Raw genomic sequence first — 15,331 nt, 5'->3', positions numbered from 1 at the left:
ATTACTCTACCGCACTATCAACAAAGTCTAATTCTTGACCTTCTTGTAGCGTTACATAAGCTTTTTTCCAGTCACTGCGGCGTCCAATTCTTGCACCATGACGTTTGGTTTTACCTTTAACAACCACAGTACGAACAGAATCCACTTTCACTTCGAATAATTGTTCAACCGCATTAGCGATTTCTACTTTATTTGCATCTAAAGCGACTTTGAACACGATAGTGTTAGACTTCTCAGCGTTATTTGTTGCCTTTTCAGAGACATGCGGTGCTTTAAGCACTCTTAGCAAACGTTCTTGACTCATGCTAACATCTCCTCAATTTGTTTTACCGCATCAACAGTAACCACCACTTTATCAAAAGCGATTAAACTTACTGGATCGATACCTTGCACATCACGAACATCAACTTTATATAAGTTACGTGCAGCTAAGAATAGATTTTCATCTACACTTGCTTTGATGATTAATACATCATCAAGTGCTAATTCTTTTAATTTTTGCACTAAAACTTTAGTTTTTGGTGCATCAATTTCAAATTTCTCAACAACGATTAAACGCTCTTGACGAACTAATTCAGAAAGAATACTTTTAATCGCACCACGATACATTTTTTTGTTCACTTTTTGGCTGTGATCTTGTGGTTTTGCTGCGAAAGTTACACCACCAGAACGCCAAATTGGTGATTTAATATCACCCGAACGGGCACGACCAGTACCTTTTTGACGCCAAGGTTTTTTACCTGAACCAGACACTTCAGCACGAGATTTTTGGGCACGAGAACCTTGACGAGCACCTGCTGCATAAGCAACAACAACTTGGTGAATCAACGCTTCGTTAAACTCACGTCCGAAGGTAGTTTCAGAAACAGTCAATGCACTTTGTGCATCTTTAGTTACTAATTCCATCTCTATCTCCTAGACTTATGCTTTAATTGCTGGTTTGACGATAACATTACTATTAGTTGCACCCGGAACAGCACCTTTTACTAATAATAATTTACGCTCAGCATCAACACGAACAACTTCAAGGGATTGAACGGTTACACGTTCATTACCTAATTGTCCCGCCATTTTTTTACCTTTAAACACACGACCTGGTGTTTGGTTTTGACCAATAGAACCAAGTACACGATGTGATAAAGAGTTACCGTGGCTTGCATCTTGAGTACGGAAATTCCAACGTTTAACACCGCCAGCAAATCCTTTACCTTTAGATGTACCAGTAACATCAACTTTTTTAACATCTGCAAAGATGTCAACATTAATCTCTTGACCTAAGGTGTATTCTTCACCTTCAGTACGAAATTCCCATAAACCGCGACCAGCTTCAACACCTGCTTTCGCAAAATGACCCGCTTCTGGCTTAGTTACACGACTTGCTTTTTTTGAGCCAGTAGTAACTTGAATTGCAGAATAGCCATCTGTTTCAACAGTTTTAACTTGAGTAACACGGTTGGCTTCAATTTCGATTACAGTAACAGGTACAGAAACGCCATCTTCATTGAAGATACGTGTCATACCCACTTTACGACCGACTAAACCAATCATTGTAATAACCTCTATTAACCTAGACTAATCTGCACGTCAACACCGGCAGCTAAATCTAAACGCATTAATGCATCAACAGTTTTTTCTGTTGGCTCAACAATATCAACTAAACGTTTGTGAGTACGAATTTCATATTGATCACGTGCATCTTTGTTGACGTGTGGTGAAATCAATACTGTAAAACGTTCTTTACGAGTTGGTAAAGGAATTGGACCACGAACTTGTGCACCAGTACGTTTAGCTGTTTCTACGATCTCCGCAGTAGATTGATCGATCAAACGATGATCGAATGCTTTTAAGCGGATACGGATTCTTTGGTTCTGCATTAGACCAGAGCTCCAATAAAAATTAGCTAATAATAAAACTGACACCATCACTTTTCTATCATTTAAAAAAGAAAAGGAAGTGCAGTTAACCTCTTTATATAGTCCCCAAATCGGGAACATTGTTAGTATGAAAAATCTCCATACTCATTTGATAAATGATTACATCAAATGACTTTCAAAAAAGAAAGTGGGCGTATTCTACACAAGTTAATAAGCGATTGCAAGAATTTTCATAGAATAAAACTATTGCATTTCATACTCTATAAGCAGAAAATACCCTACAAACAAATACACATCTCATTAAAAATGAGTATGAAAAAAGATATAAAATTATCCCTTTTTAAAAAAGGGGAGCGTTACTTAGATAAAAAACGTCGTCAAACCCTTCGGATTTCACATAAAAGTATTGGGTTTATCTGTTTATTTATAGGTGCAACATTAGTTGCTCTATTTTCTTTTGCCTTTGCAAAACTTGCCGATATTGCCTTATCTATTAATGCTTATTGGGCAAGTCAATATCCTTATCTTGCCTTAATATTACTTCCTTTAGGTTTATCTATTCTCGTTTGGTTTACTCAAAAATATGCCCCTTATACCAAAGGTAGTGGTATTCCTCAAGTTATAGCTTCAATTAATTTACCTTATAACCATAGCCAAAAAACGACCTTAATTACATTCAAACAAACCCTTTGGAAAATTCCTCTCACTTTTATCGCCATGCTAATTGGCGGTTCGGTTGGACGGGAAGGACCATCTGTCCAAGTAGGGGCTGCTGTTATGCTATATTGGGGAAATATTTGCCGCCGTTACCAACTCGCCTTTTAAAGGATTAACCATTAATGAACTTATTACAACAGGGGCTGCTGGCGGATTAGCTGCCGCTTTTAATGCACCATTAGCAGGTATTATTTTCGCTATTGAAGAACTTTCTCGTAATAAACCTTTACGCTGGGGAAAACGCGTTTTATTAGGCGTACTTATCGCAGGGTTCGTGTTAATTTTAATACAAGGTAATAATCCCTATTTTCCACAATATGAAGGTCCATCTAGCATAAAACATCTTATAATATGGCTATTATTGTGCAGTGTTATCTGTGGTGTTTTAGGGGGCGTTTTTGCACATCTACTTGCTAAAGGATTATTGGCTTACCTCCCTATCATCGCAAAGAAATGGGTACAAAAGCATCCTATTTATACCGCTTTATTCCTCGGTTTAATGCTTGCATTATTGGGGCTATATTCCCATGGTCAAACATATGGCACAGGCTATACCGTAGTAACAACAGCATTGGAAGGGCAAACTTTGCAACCTGAATATACTGGCATCGCTAAGCTACTTGCTACTGTCTTGACATATTGGTCGGGTATTGCAGGCGGAATATTTACCCCAGCTCTCACTATTGGTGCTGGAATTGGGAATCAAATTTGGGTATTTACTGACGGTAGTATAGATTCTCGCTTTCTCGTTTTATTATGTATGGCAGCATTTCTTGCGGCAACAACACAATCGCCTGTTACTGCCGCCGTTATTGTGATGGAAATGACCTCTAGCCAAAGTGCATTATTGTGGGTGTTGATTTGTTGCCTTATTGCTACAATCATCTCCAAACAATTCTGCCCAAAACCTTTTTATCACCTTGTCGCAGAAAAATTTCAGCATCAAATGAATCAAAAAACCGAAAATTAAATCCTAGGCAAATAAAAAACTTTGCTATAATCCAGCCTCAAAATTTTAGCAAAACATACCGCACTTTGAGTAAGACAGAGTAAGACAAATTATGCAAAAACACTTTTATCGAGGGCGATTTTCTGTTGCACCAATGCTTGATTGGACAACCCGCCATTGTCGTTATTTTCACCGTCAATTTAGCCAGCATGCTTTATTGTATAGTGAAATGGTTACCACAGGGGCGATCATTCATAGTAAATATGATCATCTCATCTTTACCCCTAGTGAAAACCCTGTGGCACTACAATTAGGTGGCAGCGATCCCCAACAACTCGCTCATTGTGCAAGTTTAGCGGAACAATATGGCTACCACGAAATTAATCTTAATGTGGGTTGTCCCTCAGATCGTGTGCAAAATGGTATGTTTGGTGCTTGCTTAATGGCAAAACCCGCATTGGTTGCCGAATGTGTGCAACGAATGCAACAAGCGACTTCGCTCCCTGTTACGGTAAAAACACGTATCGGCATTGATGACCAAGATAGCTATGCTTTTTTAGTGGATTTTATTCAACATATCACTCAAATTGGTGGGCGAGAATTTATTATTCACGCACGCAAGGCTTGGTTATCAGGGCTTAGTCCAAAACAAAATCGAGAAATTCCGCCACTTGATTACGCCAGAGTTTATCAACTTAAACAAGATTTTCCTGATTTAAAGATCGTGATTAACGGCGGTATCAAAACTATTACCGAAATACAACAACATTTAAATTATGTTGATGGCGTAATGGTGGGGCGAGAAGCCTATCAAAATCCAAGTTTACTCGGTTATATTGATCAAGCCTTATTTGATCCCCTTTGCCCCATTGTTACCCCTCGCCAAGCGGTAACCAAAATGTTTCCCTATATAGAACAAGAACTTAGTCAAGGTTCACAACTTAACCATATTGTACGCCATATGATTAATGCTTTCCAACATTGCAAAGGAGCAAGACAATGGCGACGTTATTTAAGTGAAAATGCCTTTAAGCCCAACGCTGGGGTGGAAGTGGTAGAACAGGCATTAAGTCTGGTAAATACCGAATAAAAGTGCGGTCAAATTTCAAATTATTTTTGTAGCACCGCTGAATAATTTAGGCTTTCAATCGCCTCAATCAGTTGCTGGTTATCAAGATCTTGCTGTGCGGTAACTCGCACAGTTTGGTTTTGAATATTGGCTTTTGTGGTGATTACGCCCTGCACATCACGCAAGGTTTTATTCACCGTATAAGCACATAGCTGACAGGTCATTTCTTTAATTTGCAAAACTACCTGCTTTTCAGTGGCAGCCGCCATTTGAGCATATAAAATTAAAAAAACAATCGCTAATTTTTTCATTCACTTCCCTCTAATAACCAAGGCAATATATAAGGATAACTAAGCAAAAATAATAAAAGAATAAAAACCACTAAATAGCCTATTCGCAATCCCATGCGAGAGATATACTTTGTACAAAGGATTTTATGGCTAAAAAACAGTAGCCAACCGCCATAGGCAAAGGTCAATAAAAAGATGATCAATAATGGGTATTGCAAAAAGCTCAGTTGATGCAAACTCACTAACCAAGCTGATGACACACCAAACAATAAATAAATTAATGGTGCAATACAACATAGGCTCGCCCCTATTGCACTCATTAAGGCGGTAAATGTGGCTAAAAATAATTTATTTATTGAGCTTTTTGGCTGTAAATTCATATTTAAAACTTGCTGGGTCAAAGAAATTTAAAGGGTCGCCACCCATTTCCGCATAAGGGTAACCAAAATTATTGAGTGGGGCTAATTCTGGTGTCGGATAAAGATCAAAATCACGCCCATAATTAAAACCAACCCAATTCATCTCCCAATTACCAAACAAATAATCAGCTACCGCTTGCGTTGCAGGATCATCAACGGATTTGTGTTCAGCCAATCGCATTTTCGTTACATCAGCAGAATCCACTGGCACCCAACCAAACCCCGCTAAATAAAATTCAGCACGACAATGTTGCCCTCCACTCACTTGTGCCACACCGTTCGCATCAGCACTACCAAAGGCGGTTGCAGAATATTGTGCCAATTTCTCGGAAGCCCCCAAACGAAGCCCAAAAACCTCTCGAGCTGGAATACCCACCGCTCGGGCTAAAGCAACAAAAACCGAATTAATATCAGTACATTTTCCTTTTAATACGCCTGTGGTTAAGATTTTCGCCACATCGCCCTCACCACAACCAATCACATCATTATCACGCTCCATATTATCCACAATCCATTGATGAATAAGTTTCGCCTGTTGCAATGGGTTCTTTTCATCGCCCACAATCTTATCCGCAAATTGTTTAACAATCCCATCGGTTTTGATATGTTGAGTAGGCTTTAAAAACTCAACAACATCAACAGGATAAATAATTTTCTCTGGCACTTGGTAGGCTTGTAATAATTGCTGTTTAGCGGGTTCACGATCTTGAGTTTGAATAACAAAGGTCAAAGTTAAATCAGGTTGTGAAACTTGACTATCCCAGCTTACAAATAAGGTTTTTGCACCATAGCTGTTATTATCCGTAATATAAGCCTGCTGATAATTCCCTTCAAATTGAATGGATTTCACTTGCTGGTAAGCACTATCAAAAGGCACAGGCACCCATAAGTACATTTGCCCTTGCGAACCTTTTGGGGCTTCTAAATGATAATGCTGATTGAGTTCATAAGTATGAACATCGGTATAAGGAGAAGAAAGCTCAACGGGATTGGCAAAAGCGGTAGAATAAGCCCCTAAACTTAGGGCGAAAAGCATTTTTTTCATATTGATAAATCCTAAAATAATTAAACTTAATCTATTTCAGTATTAATACTGATGCGTATTAACTGGATCATACTACCTAAGAAGTGAAAGAAAGGCAACGTTATAGTTGTTAAAATAATACAGCGTTGGTACGTCTCGCCGTACCGCCTTGCCTTATTTTAAATTGAAATGATATTTAAGAATAGAAAAAAAGTGCGGTCAAAAATAAAAATATTTCTGACCGCACTTGCATTAAATAACCAAGGATAAACTATAAAATGTTATCAAATTCTTGCATAACCGATTTCGGCCATACACTACATTGTACCTCGCCAATATGTTTTTTCTGTAACAATAACATGACTAGACGAGATTGTCCAATACCTCCACCAATAGTTTGTGGTAAACGCCCATTGATAAGATCTTGGTGCCAGTCAAATTGTAAACGATCTTCATCGCCTTTGATAGCAAGCTGACGGCGTAATGCTGCCTCATCAACACGAATCCCCATTGAAGATAACTCAAAAGCACTTTCCAACACAGGATTCCAAACTAAAATATCCCCATTTAAGCCTTTGTACTCACCCTCTGACGGCGTTGTCCAGTCATCATAATCTGGGGCTCGCACATCATGTGGCTTACCATTGGATAACTCGCCACCAATGCCAATTAAAAAGACCGCTCCATACTCTTTACAAATCGCATTTTCACGCTGTTTGTCATTCATATCAGGAAAACGTTTAACCAAATCTTCAGTATGTACAAAGGTAATTTGCTCAGGTAAGAAAGATTTTAAGCCAAATTTTTTATCAACCAAAGCCTCTGTTTCACGAATAGCGGCATAAATGGAACGTACGGTTTGTTTTAAATAATCTAAATTACGGGATCCTTCCGGCATCACTTTTTCCCAATCCCATTGATCCACATAAACCGAATGGGTACGATCTAACGAATCTTCATCAGGACGCAATGCCTTCATGTGTACAAATAATCCTTCATTTGGTTTAAAACCAAAACGGGCAAGAGTATGACGCTTCCATTTGGCTAAAGAATGTACAACCTCAAAGGTCGCATCTGTGATCTGTTTCACATTTACTTGCACTGCTTTCTCTGTACCTGAAAGATTATCTTGAATACCATTGCCCACTTGGCTTAAGATTGGACCTTGAACTTCAACAATACCTAAATGTTCAATTAATTTTTCAGTAAAGGTATTTTTGGCAAAACTAATTTCTTGTTGTTGTAAAATAAATGATTTTTTCATCTTATATTGCCTTTATAGAATACATTTTTATAATTTTTATGTATATTGTGTGCATTATTCAATAATATATTCATCTAATTCAATATATTTAAGAATAATTTGCAAACGATATAGATAATATATAATAAAGACAGGCTTATTTCATAAAAAATATAAAAACGGAGCAAAACTATGCACCAAATTGATAATTTAGATCAGAATATACTACGCGTATTAACCAAAGATGCTCGTACCCCTTATGCCGAAATGGCGAAAAATTTTGGCGTTAGCCCCGGAACAATCCATGTACGAGTAGAGAAAATGCGTCAAGCCAATATCATTGAAGGCACAAAAATCCGCATTAATGAGCGTAAACTCGGCTATGACGTGTGCTGTTTTATCGGCATTATCCTAAAAAGTGCTAAAGACTACGAAAAAGTGATTAGACAGTTAGAAACCTTTGATGAAGTGGTGGAGGCTTATTATACCACAGGGAATTATTCCATTTTCATTAAGGTAATGACTCATACTATTGAAGAATTGCATAACGTACTGGTAACGAAAATTCAGTTGATTGATGAAATTCAATCTACCGAAACCTTAATTTCTATGCAAAATCCGATTAAGCGGGATATTAAACCGTAATGCCAATTTAATTAACATATATTTAAGGAGGCAATATGTCTGAGGTATTTCATCTAGGCTTAACGAAGGCAATGCTAGATAATGCAAAATTAGCCATTGTACCCGGTGCCCCTGAACGTGTTGAACGTATTGCTAAACAACTCGATCAACCTAGATTTCTTGCGGCAACCAGAGAATTTACTTCTTGGTTAGGCTACCTTAATGGTAAAGCGGTTATTGTTTGTTCTACGGGGATCGGAGGACCGTCCGTTTCCATTGCTGTAGAAGAACTTGCCCAATTAGGAATTCGCACCTTTTTACGAATTGGTACAACAGGTGCAATCCAACCACATATTAATGTCGGTGATACCATTATTACCACTGGTGCTGTTCGCCTTGATGGCGCAAGTTTACATTTTGCCCCATTAGCTTACCCTGCCGTAGCGGATTTTAGCTGCACTTCCGCTTTGTATAATGTTTCACAAAAATATGCCAAACAAGCCACTTATGTTGGAATTACCGCTTCTTCCGATACTTTTTACCCAGGGCAAGAGCGTTATGATACTTATAGCGGTAAAATTTGGCGAGATTATCAAGGTAGCTTAAAACAATGGCAAGAATTGAATGTGCTGAATTTTGAAATGGAATCTGCTACTTTATTTACTATGTGCTCAGCACTTGGATTAAAAGCAGGTATGATAGCGGGAGTAATCGTCAATCGTAGCCAGCAAGAAATTCCTGATGAGCAACTTATCCATAGTACCGAGCAAAACGCAATTGATATTGTCATCAAAGCCGCTGAAAAATTAATTTAATTATCGTTATTGAGGGCTATCTGCCCTCTATCATTTTTTGCCTAACTGTTGTTGCAGTTTCACTAACAAGGCATCACAACATTGATTAAGCAAATCATAGGTTTGCTGAAAATCCCCTGTGTACCAAGGATCAGGGATATGGTCATAGCCTAAAGTAGGGCAAAGATCGGTAATTTTAAACAATCTTTGTTTATCAGGTTGGAAAAAACGTTGTAAATCGCTTAAATTACTGTTGTCCATAGCAATAATATAATCAAATTGTTGCCAATCCTGCGAACGAATTTTACGGCTAACAAAACCCTGTTTATCAATATGATATTGACGCAATATTTTAGCTGTCCCTCGGTGCATATCCTCACCATCGTGATAACCCGCAGTCCCTGCACTATCAACCACAACCCATTTATCTAATTTGGCTTTTTTCAACTTATCACGCATAACATATTCTGCCATTGGCGAGCGACAAATATTCCCAAGGCAAACAAATAACACCCCAATCTGTTGCATATCCTCTCTCCTGTTTATTATGGTCTGTTTTAATTTGAAATAAGACAAGGCGACATTATAAAACAATCCCATTATGAACCCTAGCCCAACGCCAATATTTCGCATCAAACGAAAAAATGCTATATTTAGCCTTTTGATATGTGATAGGAAATGTTGCACTTAATGGTCAACAAATTAGGAAAAACAATGAGCTGGTTTTGGGCAAAACAAAAAACACGACAAATTTGCACCGCACTTCTATTTACTTGTGGTTATTTTCCTTATTCGCTTGCCAATGATTTATCACAAATTCAACAGCAAATTAAACAAACTGAACAACAAATTGCTCAACAAAAGCGACAACAACAGCAATTACAAACACAATTAAAACATCAAGAAACCCATATTAATCAAGTGGTTAATCAACTACGCCAAGTAGAAAATGAATTACGGGAAAGCAATAAACTTATTCAAGAAACAGAACAACAAATTCAACAACTTGAAAAGCAACAGCAACAACAGAAAGAAAAATTAGCCAAACAATTAGATTCTGCTTACCGTACAGGCACTAACCCGGCTTTATTGGAAAAATTATTATCGGAAAAAGCACAAAATGCCGATCGAATGAAAATGTATTATGAGCATATTAATCAAGCTCGCATAAATTTAATTGAGGATTTAAAACAAACCCAACAACAATTATCAGAAAATAAAGCCTTTATTGAGCAACAAAAACAGCAACAACAACAGAAAATCACAACGCAAAAACAGCAACAGCAAACCTTACAGCGCACACAAAACGAGCGACAACAAACCCTTGATCAGCTTAATAAAACCTTGCAACAAGATGAAAATCGCTTGGCACAATTAAGAGCAAATGAAAATGCGTTAAAACAACAAATTCAACGGGCTGAAAAAGCTGCTCGCCAGCAAGAACAGCAAGAGCGTGAGGCTTATGCAAAGAAAAAGGCGGAAGAAGAGCGTAAAAATAACCGTCCTTATCAACCAACTGCACAAGAACAACAGCTATTACGTCAAGCAGGTGGGCTGGGGCAGCCACGCAAACAATTTGCTTTTCCTGTGGCTGGAAATATTTTGCATCGTTACGGCACAAGCCAAGTAGGCGAACTAAAATGGAAAGGTATTGTTATTACCGCTAAAGCAGGAACAGCGGTCAAAGCCATTGCTGATGGACGTGTGATTTTGGCAAATTGGTTACAAGGCTATGGTTTAGTGGTGGTGATTGAGCATGGCAAAGGCGATATGAGCTTATATGGTTATAACCAAGCTATTAGCGTCAAAGAAGGCAGTCTAGTTCGTGCAGGGCAAAAAATTGCCGAAGTAGGTAGTTCCGGCGGGCAAGGACGATCCTCCTTGTATTTTGAAATCCGCCGTCAAGGCAACGCTGTTAATCCAATAGGTTGGTTAAAATGAGTAAAAAAATAATACAAAGTGCGGTGGCTTTTGGCTTTTTTTTCTTAACGTTTATTCCTCAACTTTATGCAGGAAAATTAGCCATTGTGATCGATGATATTGGTTATCGTCAACGTGAAGACAGTGCCATTTACGCCTTACCTCCACAAATTTCAGTGGCGATTATCCCCTCTGCTCCTTACGCCAAACAACGCAATCAACTTGCCTACCAACAAGGGCGAGATATTCTTATTCATCTGCCTATGCAAGCAAAAAACAATATGAAATTAGAGCCGGGTGGGCTTTATCTTGGTATGAACCAAAGCGAAGTGGAACAACGAGTCGCTAAAGCGAAAGAGATTGTATCCTATGCCATAGGCTTAAATAACCATACAGGCAGTGCGGCAACCTCTAATGCCCCTTTAATGGACTATTTAATGCAAGCGTTACAACAACACCATTTATTTTTCCTTGATAGCCGTACCATTGGCAGTAGTGTTGCCAGTAAAATCGCTCGCCAACGGGGTATCAACGCCCTAGATCGAGATATTTTTTTAGATGATAGCGACCAACTTGCCGATGTAGAACGCCAATTTCAACGTGCGATCCAATATGCACGCAAACAAGGTAAAGCCATTGTTATCGGACACCCTCGTCCAAATACAATCAAGGTATTACAAGCAGGGCTACGCCAATTACCGCCAGATATTCAATTAGTTAGCATTGGCAGTTTATGGCATAATGAAAAAGTCACGCCAGCCAAACCTTTTATTTTATTATTTAGCGATCAAGCAGCCCCTACATCTACTGCCCCTTTTGCTCCCGTAGTAGGCTTACGGGGTATGCCACAATAAAGAACAATATCACTATGGCAAAATCAAACTATATTACTCGCTCGGGCTGGAATGCCTTAGATCAGGAATTAAAATACCTATGGAAAGAAGAACGCCCTAAAGTAACCCAAGCGGTTTCCGATGCAGCAGCATTAGGCGATCGCAGTGAAAATGCCGAATATATTTATGGAAAACGGCGTTTACGCGAAATTGATCGGCGTGTCCGTTTTTTAATGAAACGCTTGGAAGTATTACAAATTGTGGATTACCACCCTCGTCAGGAAGGCAAGGTCTTTTTTGGTGCTTGGGTAGAAGTAGAAAATCAACAAGGGGAAATAAAACAATATCGTATAGTTGGTTGTGATGAATTTGATCCTGCTAAAAATTGGATCTCCATTGATTCGCCTGTGGCTAGAGCATTGATTGGTAAACAAATTGACGATGAAATTAAGGTGCAAACACCGTCAGGCTTAAATACCTTATATATTAATCGGATTTGGTATCAGGAATAAACACTTAGCCAATAACCCTCAACAAAACAGGTTGATAAGCCCGTTGTTGATTAAGCTGTTTGCTGTATCGGCGTACCAATAAAAAACTCAGTGCGGTAGTCAGAAAAATAAGCGTCGCCCTTGTTAATTCATTGACAAAAAGATTTTCTGTAATAAAAGTCGTCAATAAGATACTGATTAATGGCACCATATACATTAAAAGTGCGGTGAAAATCAGCGATTTTTCTGCTAAGCCAATTTGCACAATTTGCCCTGCCTTGAGGGGAATTAGGCTTTCCACCGTCAATATATGTTTTCCCTTTTCTCCTGCTAATTCAGAAAGCACTGAAGTTCCACACCCCTGTTTCGCTGCACAACTGCCACAAGCAGATTGGCTTTCACATTGCACTTTCGCAATGCCATTACAATAACTTAATACAACAGCGTTTTCTGTCAGCATACAATCCCTTATCCTTATTTTGAATGAAATTGAACGTCTTGAACAATACGTTTTGCAGTGGTAAGCGGAATTTGTCCAATAAGCGTAACTTCTTTATTATTAATGCTTTCACTATAAATCGTGTAAGCCCCTTGTTTCCAAACCATTTCTTGGCTTTCAGGCAAAGCACTATCGGAAACATACAAACTAAACGAAAATAGCTGATCGCTATAAGATTGACTTTCAATGAGTACATTATCAACTTGTTGACGTGCGGTTTTAATCCGAGTAAAACCCTTTGGTACCCAACTTGGCGACCAATTCATCGCTAAGGTTGTGACTTGTTCGTCCTTTTGATTGATGCTTGGCGGAAAATAAACAGAATTAATATAATTCAATAAAGGGGCTGGGTCATCAAGCATATACATATTTAACACCCGAAATTGCTCTAATAAATTCCCCTCACGATCAAGCAAATCACTGCGTAATAATAAATGATTTTGTTCATCAATAAATAAAACGTATTGATAACGAAAATTGTCTTTAGGTTGAATACGTATGGTTTGCACAACTCGGTTAGCAATACGATTACGTCCAATATTGGTAAAATCATAATTTTCCGTTAAACGCACAAAATCGGTACGCAAAACATTAGGCAAATTATCTACAATATTATCCGCATACAAAGAAAAAGGTTGGTAACTATTACCAAAATAACTCACAAGATCATCACGTTGAATAATTTCTTGTGGGCTATTATCTAAACTTAATAATTGAGCATAAGTTTTATTATCCTCTTTAATATGCCGATAACGTAAAGATATGGTATCAAGGGGATTAATAGCAATAAAAGATAAGTCATAATTGCCTTGTTGCGTAGCTTGGGACATTTCCATTAATAATGCTTGTGCCTGTTCATCAGCCCAAATAGGCAAGGTATAACCCAAGGTAGCCAAAAGTGCGGTCAATTTTAATAATGTTTTTTTCATATACGGATTTCAATATTAGAAAGGGAAAAGCCTTCACTTTTCCCCTTAATTTTTGTTCAAACGCTAATCATTAATTGATTTACTGGTTCTGTGCCGAATGGCTATTAACTCGGCGTTGCAATTCATAATCTTGCAACATCGCCTCAATACGTTTACTCTTTTGTTCTAATTGCTCTGCGGTTACAACATCTTGTGCTGGGGCGTTGTAACTCACTGCTTGCACATTATTATTAAAAGGCAAAGTTTGCAGGACAGGGGTATCCACATCAGCACTCGCCATATTATCACTACCATTAAAAGATTGCACGCCTAATACAGCGACTAAACAAACGCCAGCTGCTACCGCCACTTGTGTCATCGGCATAAACAAACGACGTAATTTTTGCACAAATGGTGATTTTTCCACTTCTGCAACCGTCGGTTGTTCTTGATAACTGACTTCCTGTTCAATAATTGATGCCATTTTAGCAGTAAAATCCTGTCCTAAAATAACCTCACTGGTTTCCTGACGCATAACAGAACGGACAAGATGAAAATGATGCCAACTTTGCTGTAATTGCGGATCTTGGTGAATTTCATCAATCACTTGGTTACTTACTTGTTCTCCATCCATATAGGCCGAAAGTAACTCTTTTTGCATATTCATACTCCAACGTTCAGGTTTATCTTTGCAATTTGTGTTTTCAAATTAGCGTTGCATTAAAGGGGCGATTTTGCTTTCAATAATTTCCCTTGCTCGGAAAATGCGTGAACGCACTGTACCGACAGGGCATTCCATTATTTCCGCAATTTCTTCATAGCTCATACCTTCAATTTCTCGCAAGGTAATAGCCGTTTTTAATTCTTCTTGCAAACTATTAATGGTATCAAATACGGTTTGCTTTAACTCTGCTGACAACATCAAGTTTTCTGGCGTTTCTACATCACGTAAATGGCTACCCACTTCATAACTTTCCGCCTCTTCCGCTAAAATATCTTCCTTAGGCGGACGGCGACCTTGTGCCGTTAAATAATTTTTAGCAGTATTGACCGCAATTCTATAAAGCCATGTATAGAAAGCACTTTCGCCACGAAAAGAATCCAAAGAGCGGTACGCTTTTATAAAGGATTCCTGCACTACATCAGGTATATCATTAGCAGATACATAGCGACTCAGCAGTCCAGCCAGTTTATTCTGATAACGAGATACCAATAAATTAAAGGCTTTTTTATCTCCCTGCTGTACTCTTTCTACCAAAGCTTGATCTGTTAGCTGTTCACTCATGAACAGTGAATCTCCCTAAATCTGTTTCTCTCTAACAATCTTCAATATCAAAGACAGCAAGCTTGTACGTTGAGTTAGAGCGAATAATCAAAAAAAAGTTCAATCTTTTTTTGTAAAGATGACGTTGATAATTTATTTTGTTAATGTTTGTTGAATATGGGTGATCATCTCACGCAATTCAAGGTCTTGCGGTTGAGAGCCTTTAAATAACCAAGAAAATAGCTCCAAATCAGAACAAGCCAATAAACGAATAAAAATCTCTTTTTGTTGATCTGTTAAATGGTCAAAATGTTGTTGATAAAAAGGCATAATAATATTGTCTAGCTCCAACATACCACGCCGACAATCCCACTCAATTCTTAATTTATTATATTTGCACATAATTTAACCTA

20 protein-coding genes and 1 pseudogene are annotated in these 15,331 nt (G+C 38.2%); 7 read left to right on the top strand and 14 right to left on the bottom strand.

What is annotated here, in order from left to right:
* Position 1 precedes the first annotated feature (1 nt).
* The 4 genes from rplW to rpsJ are packed head-to-tail and all read right to left on the bottom strand — an operon-like array spanning position 2 to position 1,874.
* Positions 2–304 carry a 50S ribosomal protein L23 gene (gene rplW / locus A6A20_RS07515; protein ID WP_132690394.1) on the bottom strand — a complete coding sequence of 101 codons (303 nt, stop codon included), beginning with the start codon at positions 302–304 and terminating at the stop codon, positions 2–4.
* On the bottom strand, positions 301–906 hold the full coding sequence (gene rplD, locus A6A20_RS07510; protein WP_132690396.1) for a 50S ribosomal protein L4: 606 nt from the start codon (positions 904–906) through the stop codon (positions 301–303). Before rplD ends, rplW begins: the two co-directional genes overlap by 4 nt.
* Before the next feature lie 15 nt (positions 907–921).
* On the bottom strand, positions 922–1,548 hold the full coding sequence (gene rplC / locus A6A20_RS07505) for a 50S ribosomal protein L3 (protein ID WP_279572858.1): 627 nt from the start codon (positions 1,546–1,548) through the stop codon (positions 922–924).
* Positions 1,549–1,562: 14 nt separating this feature from the next.
* Positions 1,563–1,874, bottom strand: coding sequence for a 30S ribosomal protein S10 (gene rpsJ, locus A6A20_RS07500; protein ID WP_001181005.1), 312 nt, complete (start codon positions 1,872–1,874; stop codon positions 1,563–1,565).
* Between the two features lie 306 nt (positions 1,875–2,180).
* On the opposite strand from rpsJ, the pseudogene A6A20_RS07495 reads away from it, so the two are divergent.
* A pseudogene (locus tag A6A20_RS07495) lies at positions 2,181–3,561 on the top strand (chloride channel protein).
* A 91-nt stretch (positions 3,562–3,652) separates the two neighbouring features.
* The gene (gene dusA / locus A6A20_RS07490) at positions 3,653–4,630 is read left to right on the top strand and encodes a tRNA dihydrouridine(20/20a) synthase DusA (RefSeq protein ID WP_279572857.1); all 978 of its coding nucleotides are present in this window, start codon (positions 3,653–3,655) and stop codon (positions 4,628–4,630) included.
* 20 nt (positions 4,631–4,650) lie between these two features.
* Here the strand turns inward: dusA and A6A20_RS07485 are convergent, their stop codons facing one another.
* From A6A20_RS07485 to asnA, 4 genes are all read right to left on the bottom strand, one after another.
* Complete coding sequence (locus A6A20_RS07485; protein WP_279572856.1) at positions 4,651–4,920, bottom strand: heavy-metal-associated domain-containing protein; 270 nt, start codon at positions 4,918–4,920, stop codon at positions 4,651–4,653.
* A complete protein-coding gene (locus tag A6A20_RS07480; protein WP_279572855.1) occupies positions 4,917–5,279 on the bottom strand; it encodes a hypothetical protein in 363 nt (120 codons plus the stop codon). Before A6A20_RS07480 ends, A6A20_RS07485 begins: the two co-directional genes overlap by 4 nt.
* Complete coding sequence (locus tag A6A20_RS07475) at positions 5,248–6,363, bottom strand: transglutaminase-like domain-containing protein (RefSeq protein WP_279572854.1); 1,116 nt, start codon at positions 6,361–6,363, stop codon at positions 5,248–5,250. Before A6A20_RS07475 ends, A6A20_RS07480 begins: the two co-directional genes overlap by 32 nt.
* A 250-nt stretch (positions 6,364–6,613) precedes the next feature.
* Positions 6,614–7,606 (bottom strand): aspartate--ammonia ligase, encoded by a 993-nt coding sequence (asnA, locus tag A6A20_RS07470; RefSeq protein ID WP_279572853.1) that lies wholly within the window; start codon positions 7,604–7,606, stop codon positions 6,614–6,616.
* A 171-nt stretch (positions 7,607–7,777) separates the two neighbouring features.
* On the opposite strand from asnA, the gene asnC reads away from it, so the two are divergent.
* Positions 7,778–8,230: a transcriptional regulator AsnC gene (gene asnC, locus A6A20_RS07465; RefSeq protein ID WP_279572852.1), complete on the top strand. Its 453-nt coding sequence runs from the start codon at positions 7,778–7,780 to the stop codon at positions 8,228–8,230.
* A gap of 35 nt (positions 8,231–8,265) precedes the next feature.
* Entirely contained in the window at positions 8,266–9,024 is a 759-nt protein-coding gene (udp, locus tag A6A20_RS07460; protein WP_279572851.1) for a uridine phosphorylase, read from the top strand.
* A 30-nt stretch (positions 9,025–9,054) separates the two neighbouring features.
* On the opposite strand, the gene A6A20_RS07455 is transcribed toward udp, so the two are convergent.
* Positions 9,055–9,531 (bottom strand): low molecular weight protein-tyrosine-phosphatase, encoded by a 477-nt coding sequence (locus tag A6A20_RS07455; protein WP_279572850.1) that lies wholly within the window; start codon positions 9,529–9,531, stop codon positions 9,055–9,057.
* Positions 9,532–9,717: 186 nt separating this feature from the next.
* Between A6A20_RS07455 and envC the strand changes: the two genes are divergently transcribed.
* The 3 genes from envC to greB are packed head-to-tail and all read left to right on the top strand — an operon-like array spanning position 9,718 to position 12,268.
* Complete coding sequence (envC, locus tag A6A20_RS07450; RefSeq protein WP_279572849.1) at positions 9,718–10,944, top strand: murein hydrolase activator EnvC; 1,227 nt, start codon at positions 9,718–9,720, stop codon at positions 10,942–10,944.
* Complete coding sequence (locus A6A20_RS07445) at positions 10,941–11,777, top strand: divergent polysaccharide deacetylase family protein (RefSeq protein ID WP_279572848.1); 837 nt, start codon at positions 10,941–10,943, stop codon at positions 11,775–11,777. Before envC ends, A6A20_RS07445 begins: the two co-directional genes overlap by 4 nt.
* 14 nt (positions 11,778–11,791) lie before the next feature.
* A complete protein-coding gene (gene greB, locus A6A20_RS07440) occupies positions 11,792–12,268 on the top strand; it encodes a transcription elongation factor GreB (RefSeq protein ID WP_279572847.1) in 477 nt (158 codons plus the stop codon).
* A 4-nt stretch (positions 12,269–12,272) separates the two neighbouring features.
* Here greB and A6A20_RS07435 read toward each other — a convergent pair whose 3' ends face one another.
* The 5 genes from A6A20_RS07435 to A6A20_RS07415 form a co-directional block, all read right to left on the bottom strand.
* On the bottom strand, positions 12,273–12,707 hold the full coding sequence (locus A6A20_RS07435) for a SoxR reducing system RseC family protein (RefSeq protein ID WP_279572846.1): 435 nt from the start codon (positions 12,705–12,707) through the stop codon (positions 12,273–12,275).
* Between the two features lie 14 nt (positions 12,708–12,721).
* Entirely contained in the window at positions 12,722–13,675 is a 954-nt protein-coding gene (gene rseB, locus A6A20_RS07430) for a sigma-E factor regulatory protein RseB (protein WP_279572845.1), read from the bottom strand.
* A 79-nt stretch (positions 13,676–13,754) separates the two neighbouring features.
* Positions 13,755–14,315 carry a sigma-E factor negative regulatory protein gene (locus A6A20_RS07425; protein WP_279572844.1) on the bottom strand — a complete coding sequence of 187 codons (561 nt, stop codon included), beginning with the start codon at positions 14,313–14,315 and terminating at the stop codon, positions 13,755–13,757.
* Between the two features lie 48 nt (positions 14,316–14,363).
* On the bottom strand, positions 14,364–14,939 hold the full coding sequence (gene rpoE / locus A6A20_RS07420) for an RNA polymerase sigma factor RpoE (protein ID WP_279572843.1): 576 nt from the start codon (positions 14,937–14,939) through the stop codon (positions 14,364–14,366).
* A gap of 132 nt (positions 14,940–15,071) precedes the next feature.
* Complete coding sequence (locus A6A20_RS07415) at positions 15,072–15,320, bottom strand: FAD assembly factor SdhE (RefSeq protein ID WP_279572842.1); 249 nt, start codon at positions 15,318–15,320, stop codon at positions 15,072–15,074.
* Between the last annotated feature and the right edge of the window lie 11 nt (positions 15,321–15,331).

It is taken from the genome of Volucribacter amazonae (genome assembly GCF_029783845.1).
Lineage (GTDB): Bacteria > Pseudomonadota > Gammaproteobacteria > Enterobacterales > Pasteurellaceae > Volucribacter > Volucribacter amazonae.
The sequence above is the reverse complement of the archived record's forward strand: the minus strand, read 5'-3'. Positions and strand labels throughout refer to the sequence as shown.

Excerpts from the sequence above, each read along its gene's own strand:
- rplW (WP_132690394.1), bottom strand. The coding sequence starts at position 304 with ATGAGTCAAGAACGTTTGCTAAGAGTGCTTAAAGCACCGCATGTCTCT.
- rplD (WP_132690396.1), bottom strand. The coding sequence starts at position 906 with ATGGAATTAGTAACTAAAGATGCACAAAGTGCATTGACTGTTTCTGAA.
- rplC (WP_279572858.1), bottom strand. The coding sequence starts at position 1,548 with ATGATTGGTTTAGTCGGTCGTAAAGTGGGTATGACACGTATCTTCAAT.
- rpsJ (WP_001181005.1), bottom strand. The coding sequence starts at position 1,874 with ATGCAGAACCAAAGAATCCGTATCCGCTTAAAAGCATTCGATCATCGT.
- dusA (WP_279572857.1), top strand. The coding sequence starts at position 3,653 with ATGCAAAAACACTTTTATCGAGGGCGATTTTCTGTTGCACCAATGCTT.
- A6A20_RS07485 (WP_279572856.1), bottom strand. The coding sequence starts at position 4,920 with ATGAAAAAATTAGCGATTGTTTTTTTAATTTTATATGCTCAAATGGCG.
- A6A20_RS07480 (WP_279572855.1), bottom strand. The coding sequence starts at position 5,279 with ATGAATTTACAGCCAAAAAGCTCAATAAATAAATTATTTTTAGCCACA.
- A6A20_RS07475 (WP_279572854.1), bottom strand. The coding sequence starts at position 6,363 with ATGAAAAAAATGCTTTTCGCCCTAAGTTTAGGGGCTTATTCTACCGCT.
- asnA (WP_279572853.1), bottom strand. The coding sequence starts at position 7,606 with ATGAAAAAATCATTTATTTTACAACAACAAGAAATTAGTTTTGCCAAA.
- asnC (WP_279572852.1), top strand. The coding sequence starts at position 7,778 with ATGCACCAAATTGATAATTTAGATCAGAATATACTACGCGTATTAACC.
- udp (WP_279572851.1), top strand. The coding sequence starts at position 8,266 with ATGTCTGAGGTATTTCATCTAGGCTTAACGAAGGCAATGCTAGATAAT.
- A6A20_RS07455 (WP_279572850.1), bottom strand. The coding sequence starts at position 9,531 with ATGCAACAGATTGGGGTGTTATTTGTTTGCCTTGGGAATATTTGTCGC.
- envC (WP_279572849.1), top strand. The coding sequence starts at position 9,718 with ATGAGCTGGTTTTGGGCAAAACAAAAAACACGACAAATTTGCACCGCA.
- A6A20_RS07445 (WP_279572848.1), top strand. The coding sequence starts at position 10,941 with ATGAGTAAAAAAATAATACAAAGTGCGGTGGCTTTTGGCTTTTTTTTC.
- greB (WP_279572847.1), top strand. The coding sequence starts at position 11,792 with ATGGCAAAATCAAACTATATTACTCGCTCGGGCTGGAATGCCTTAGAT.
- A6A20_RS07435 (WP_279572846.1), bottom strand. The coding sequence starts at position 12,707 with ATGCTGACAGAAAACGCTGTTGTATTAAGTTATTGTAATGGCATTGCG.
- rseB (WP_279572845.1), bottom strand. The coding sequence starts at position 13,675 with ATGAAAAAAACATTATTAAAATTGACCGCACTTTTGGCTACCTTGGGT.
- A6A20_RS07425 (WP_279572844.1), bottom strand. The coding sequence starts at position 14,315 with ATGCAAAAAGAGTTACTTTCGGCCTATATGGATGGAGAACAAGTAAGT.
- rpoE (WP_279572843.1), bottom strand. The coding sequence starts at position 14,939 with ATGAGTGAACAGCTAACAGATCAAGCTTTGGTAGAAAGAGTACAGCAG.
- A6A20_RS07415 (WP_279572842.1), bottom strand. The coding sequence starts at position 15,320 with ATGTGCAAATATAATAAATTAAGAATTGAGTGGGATTGTCGGCGTGGT.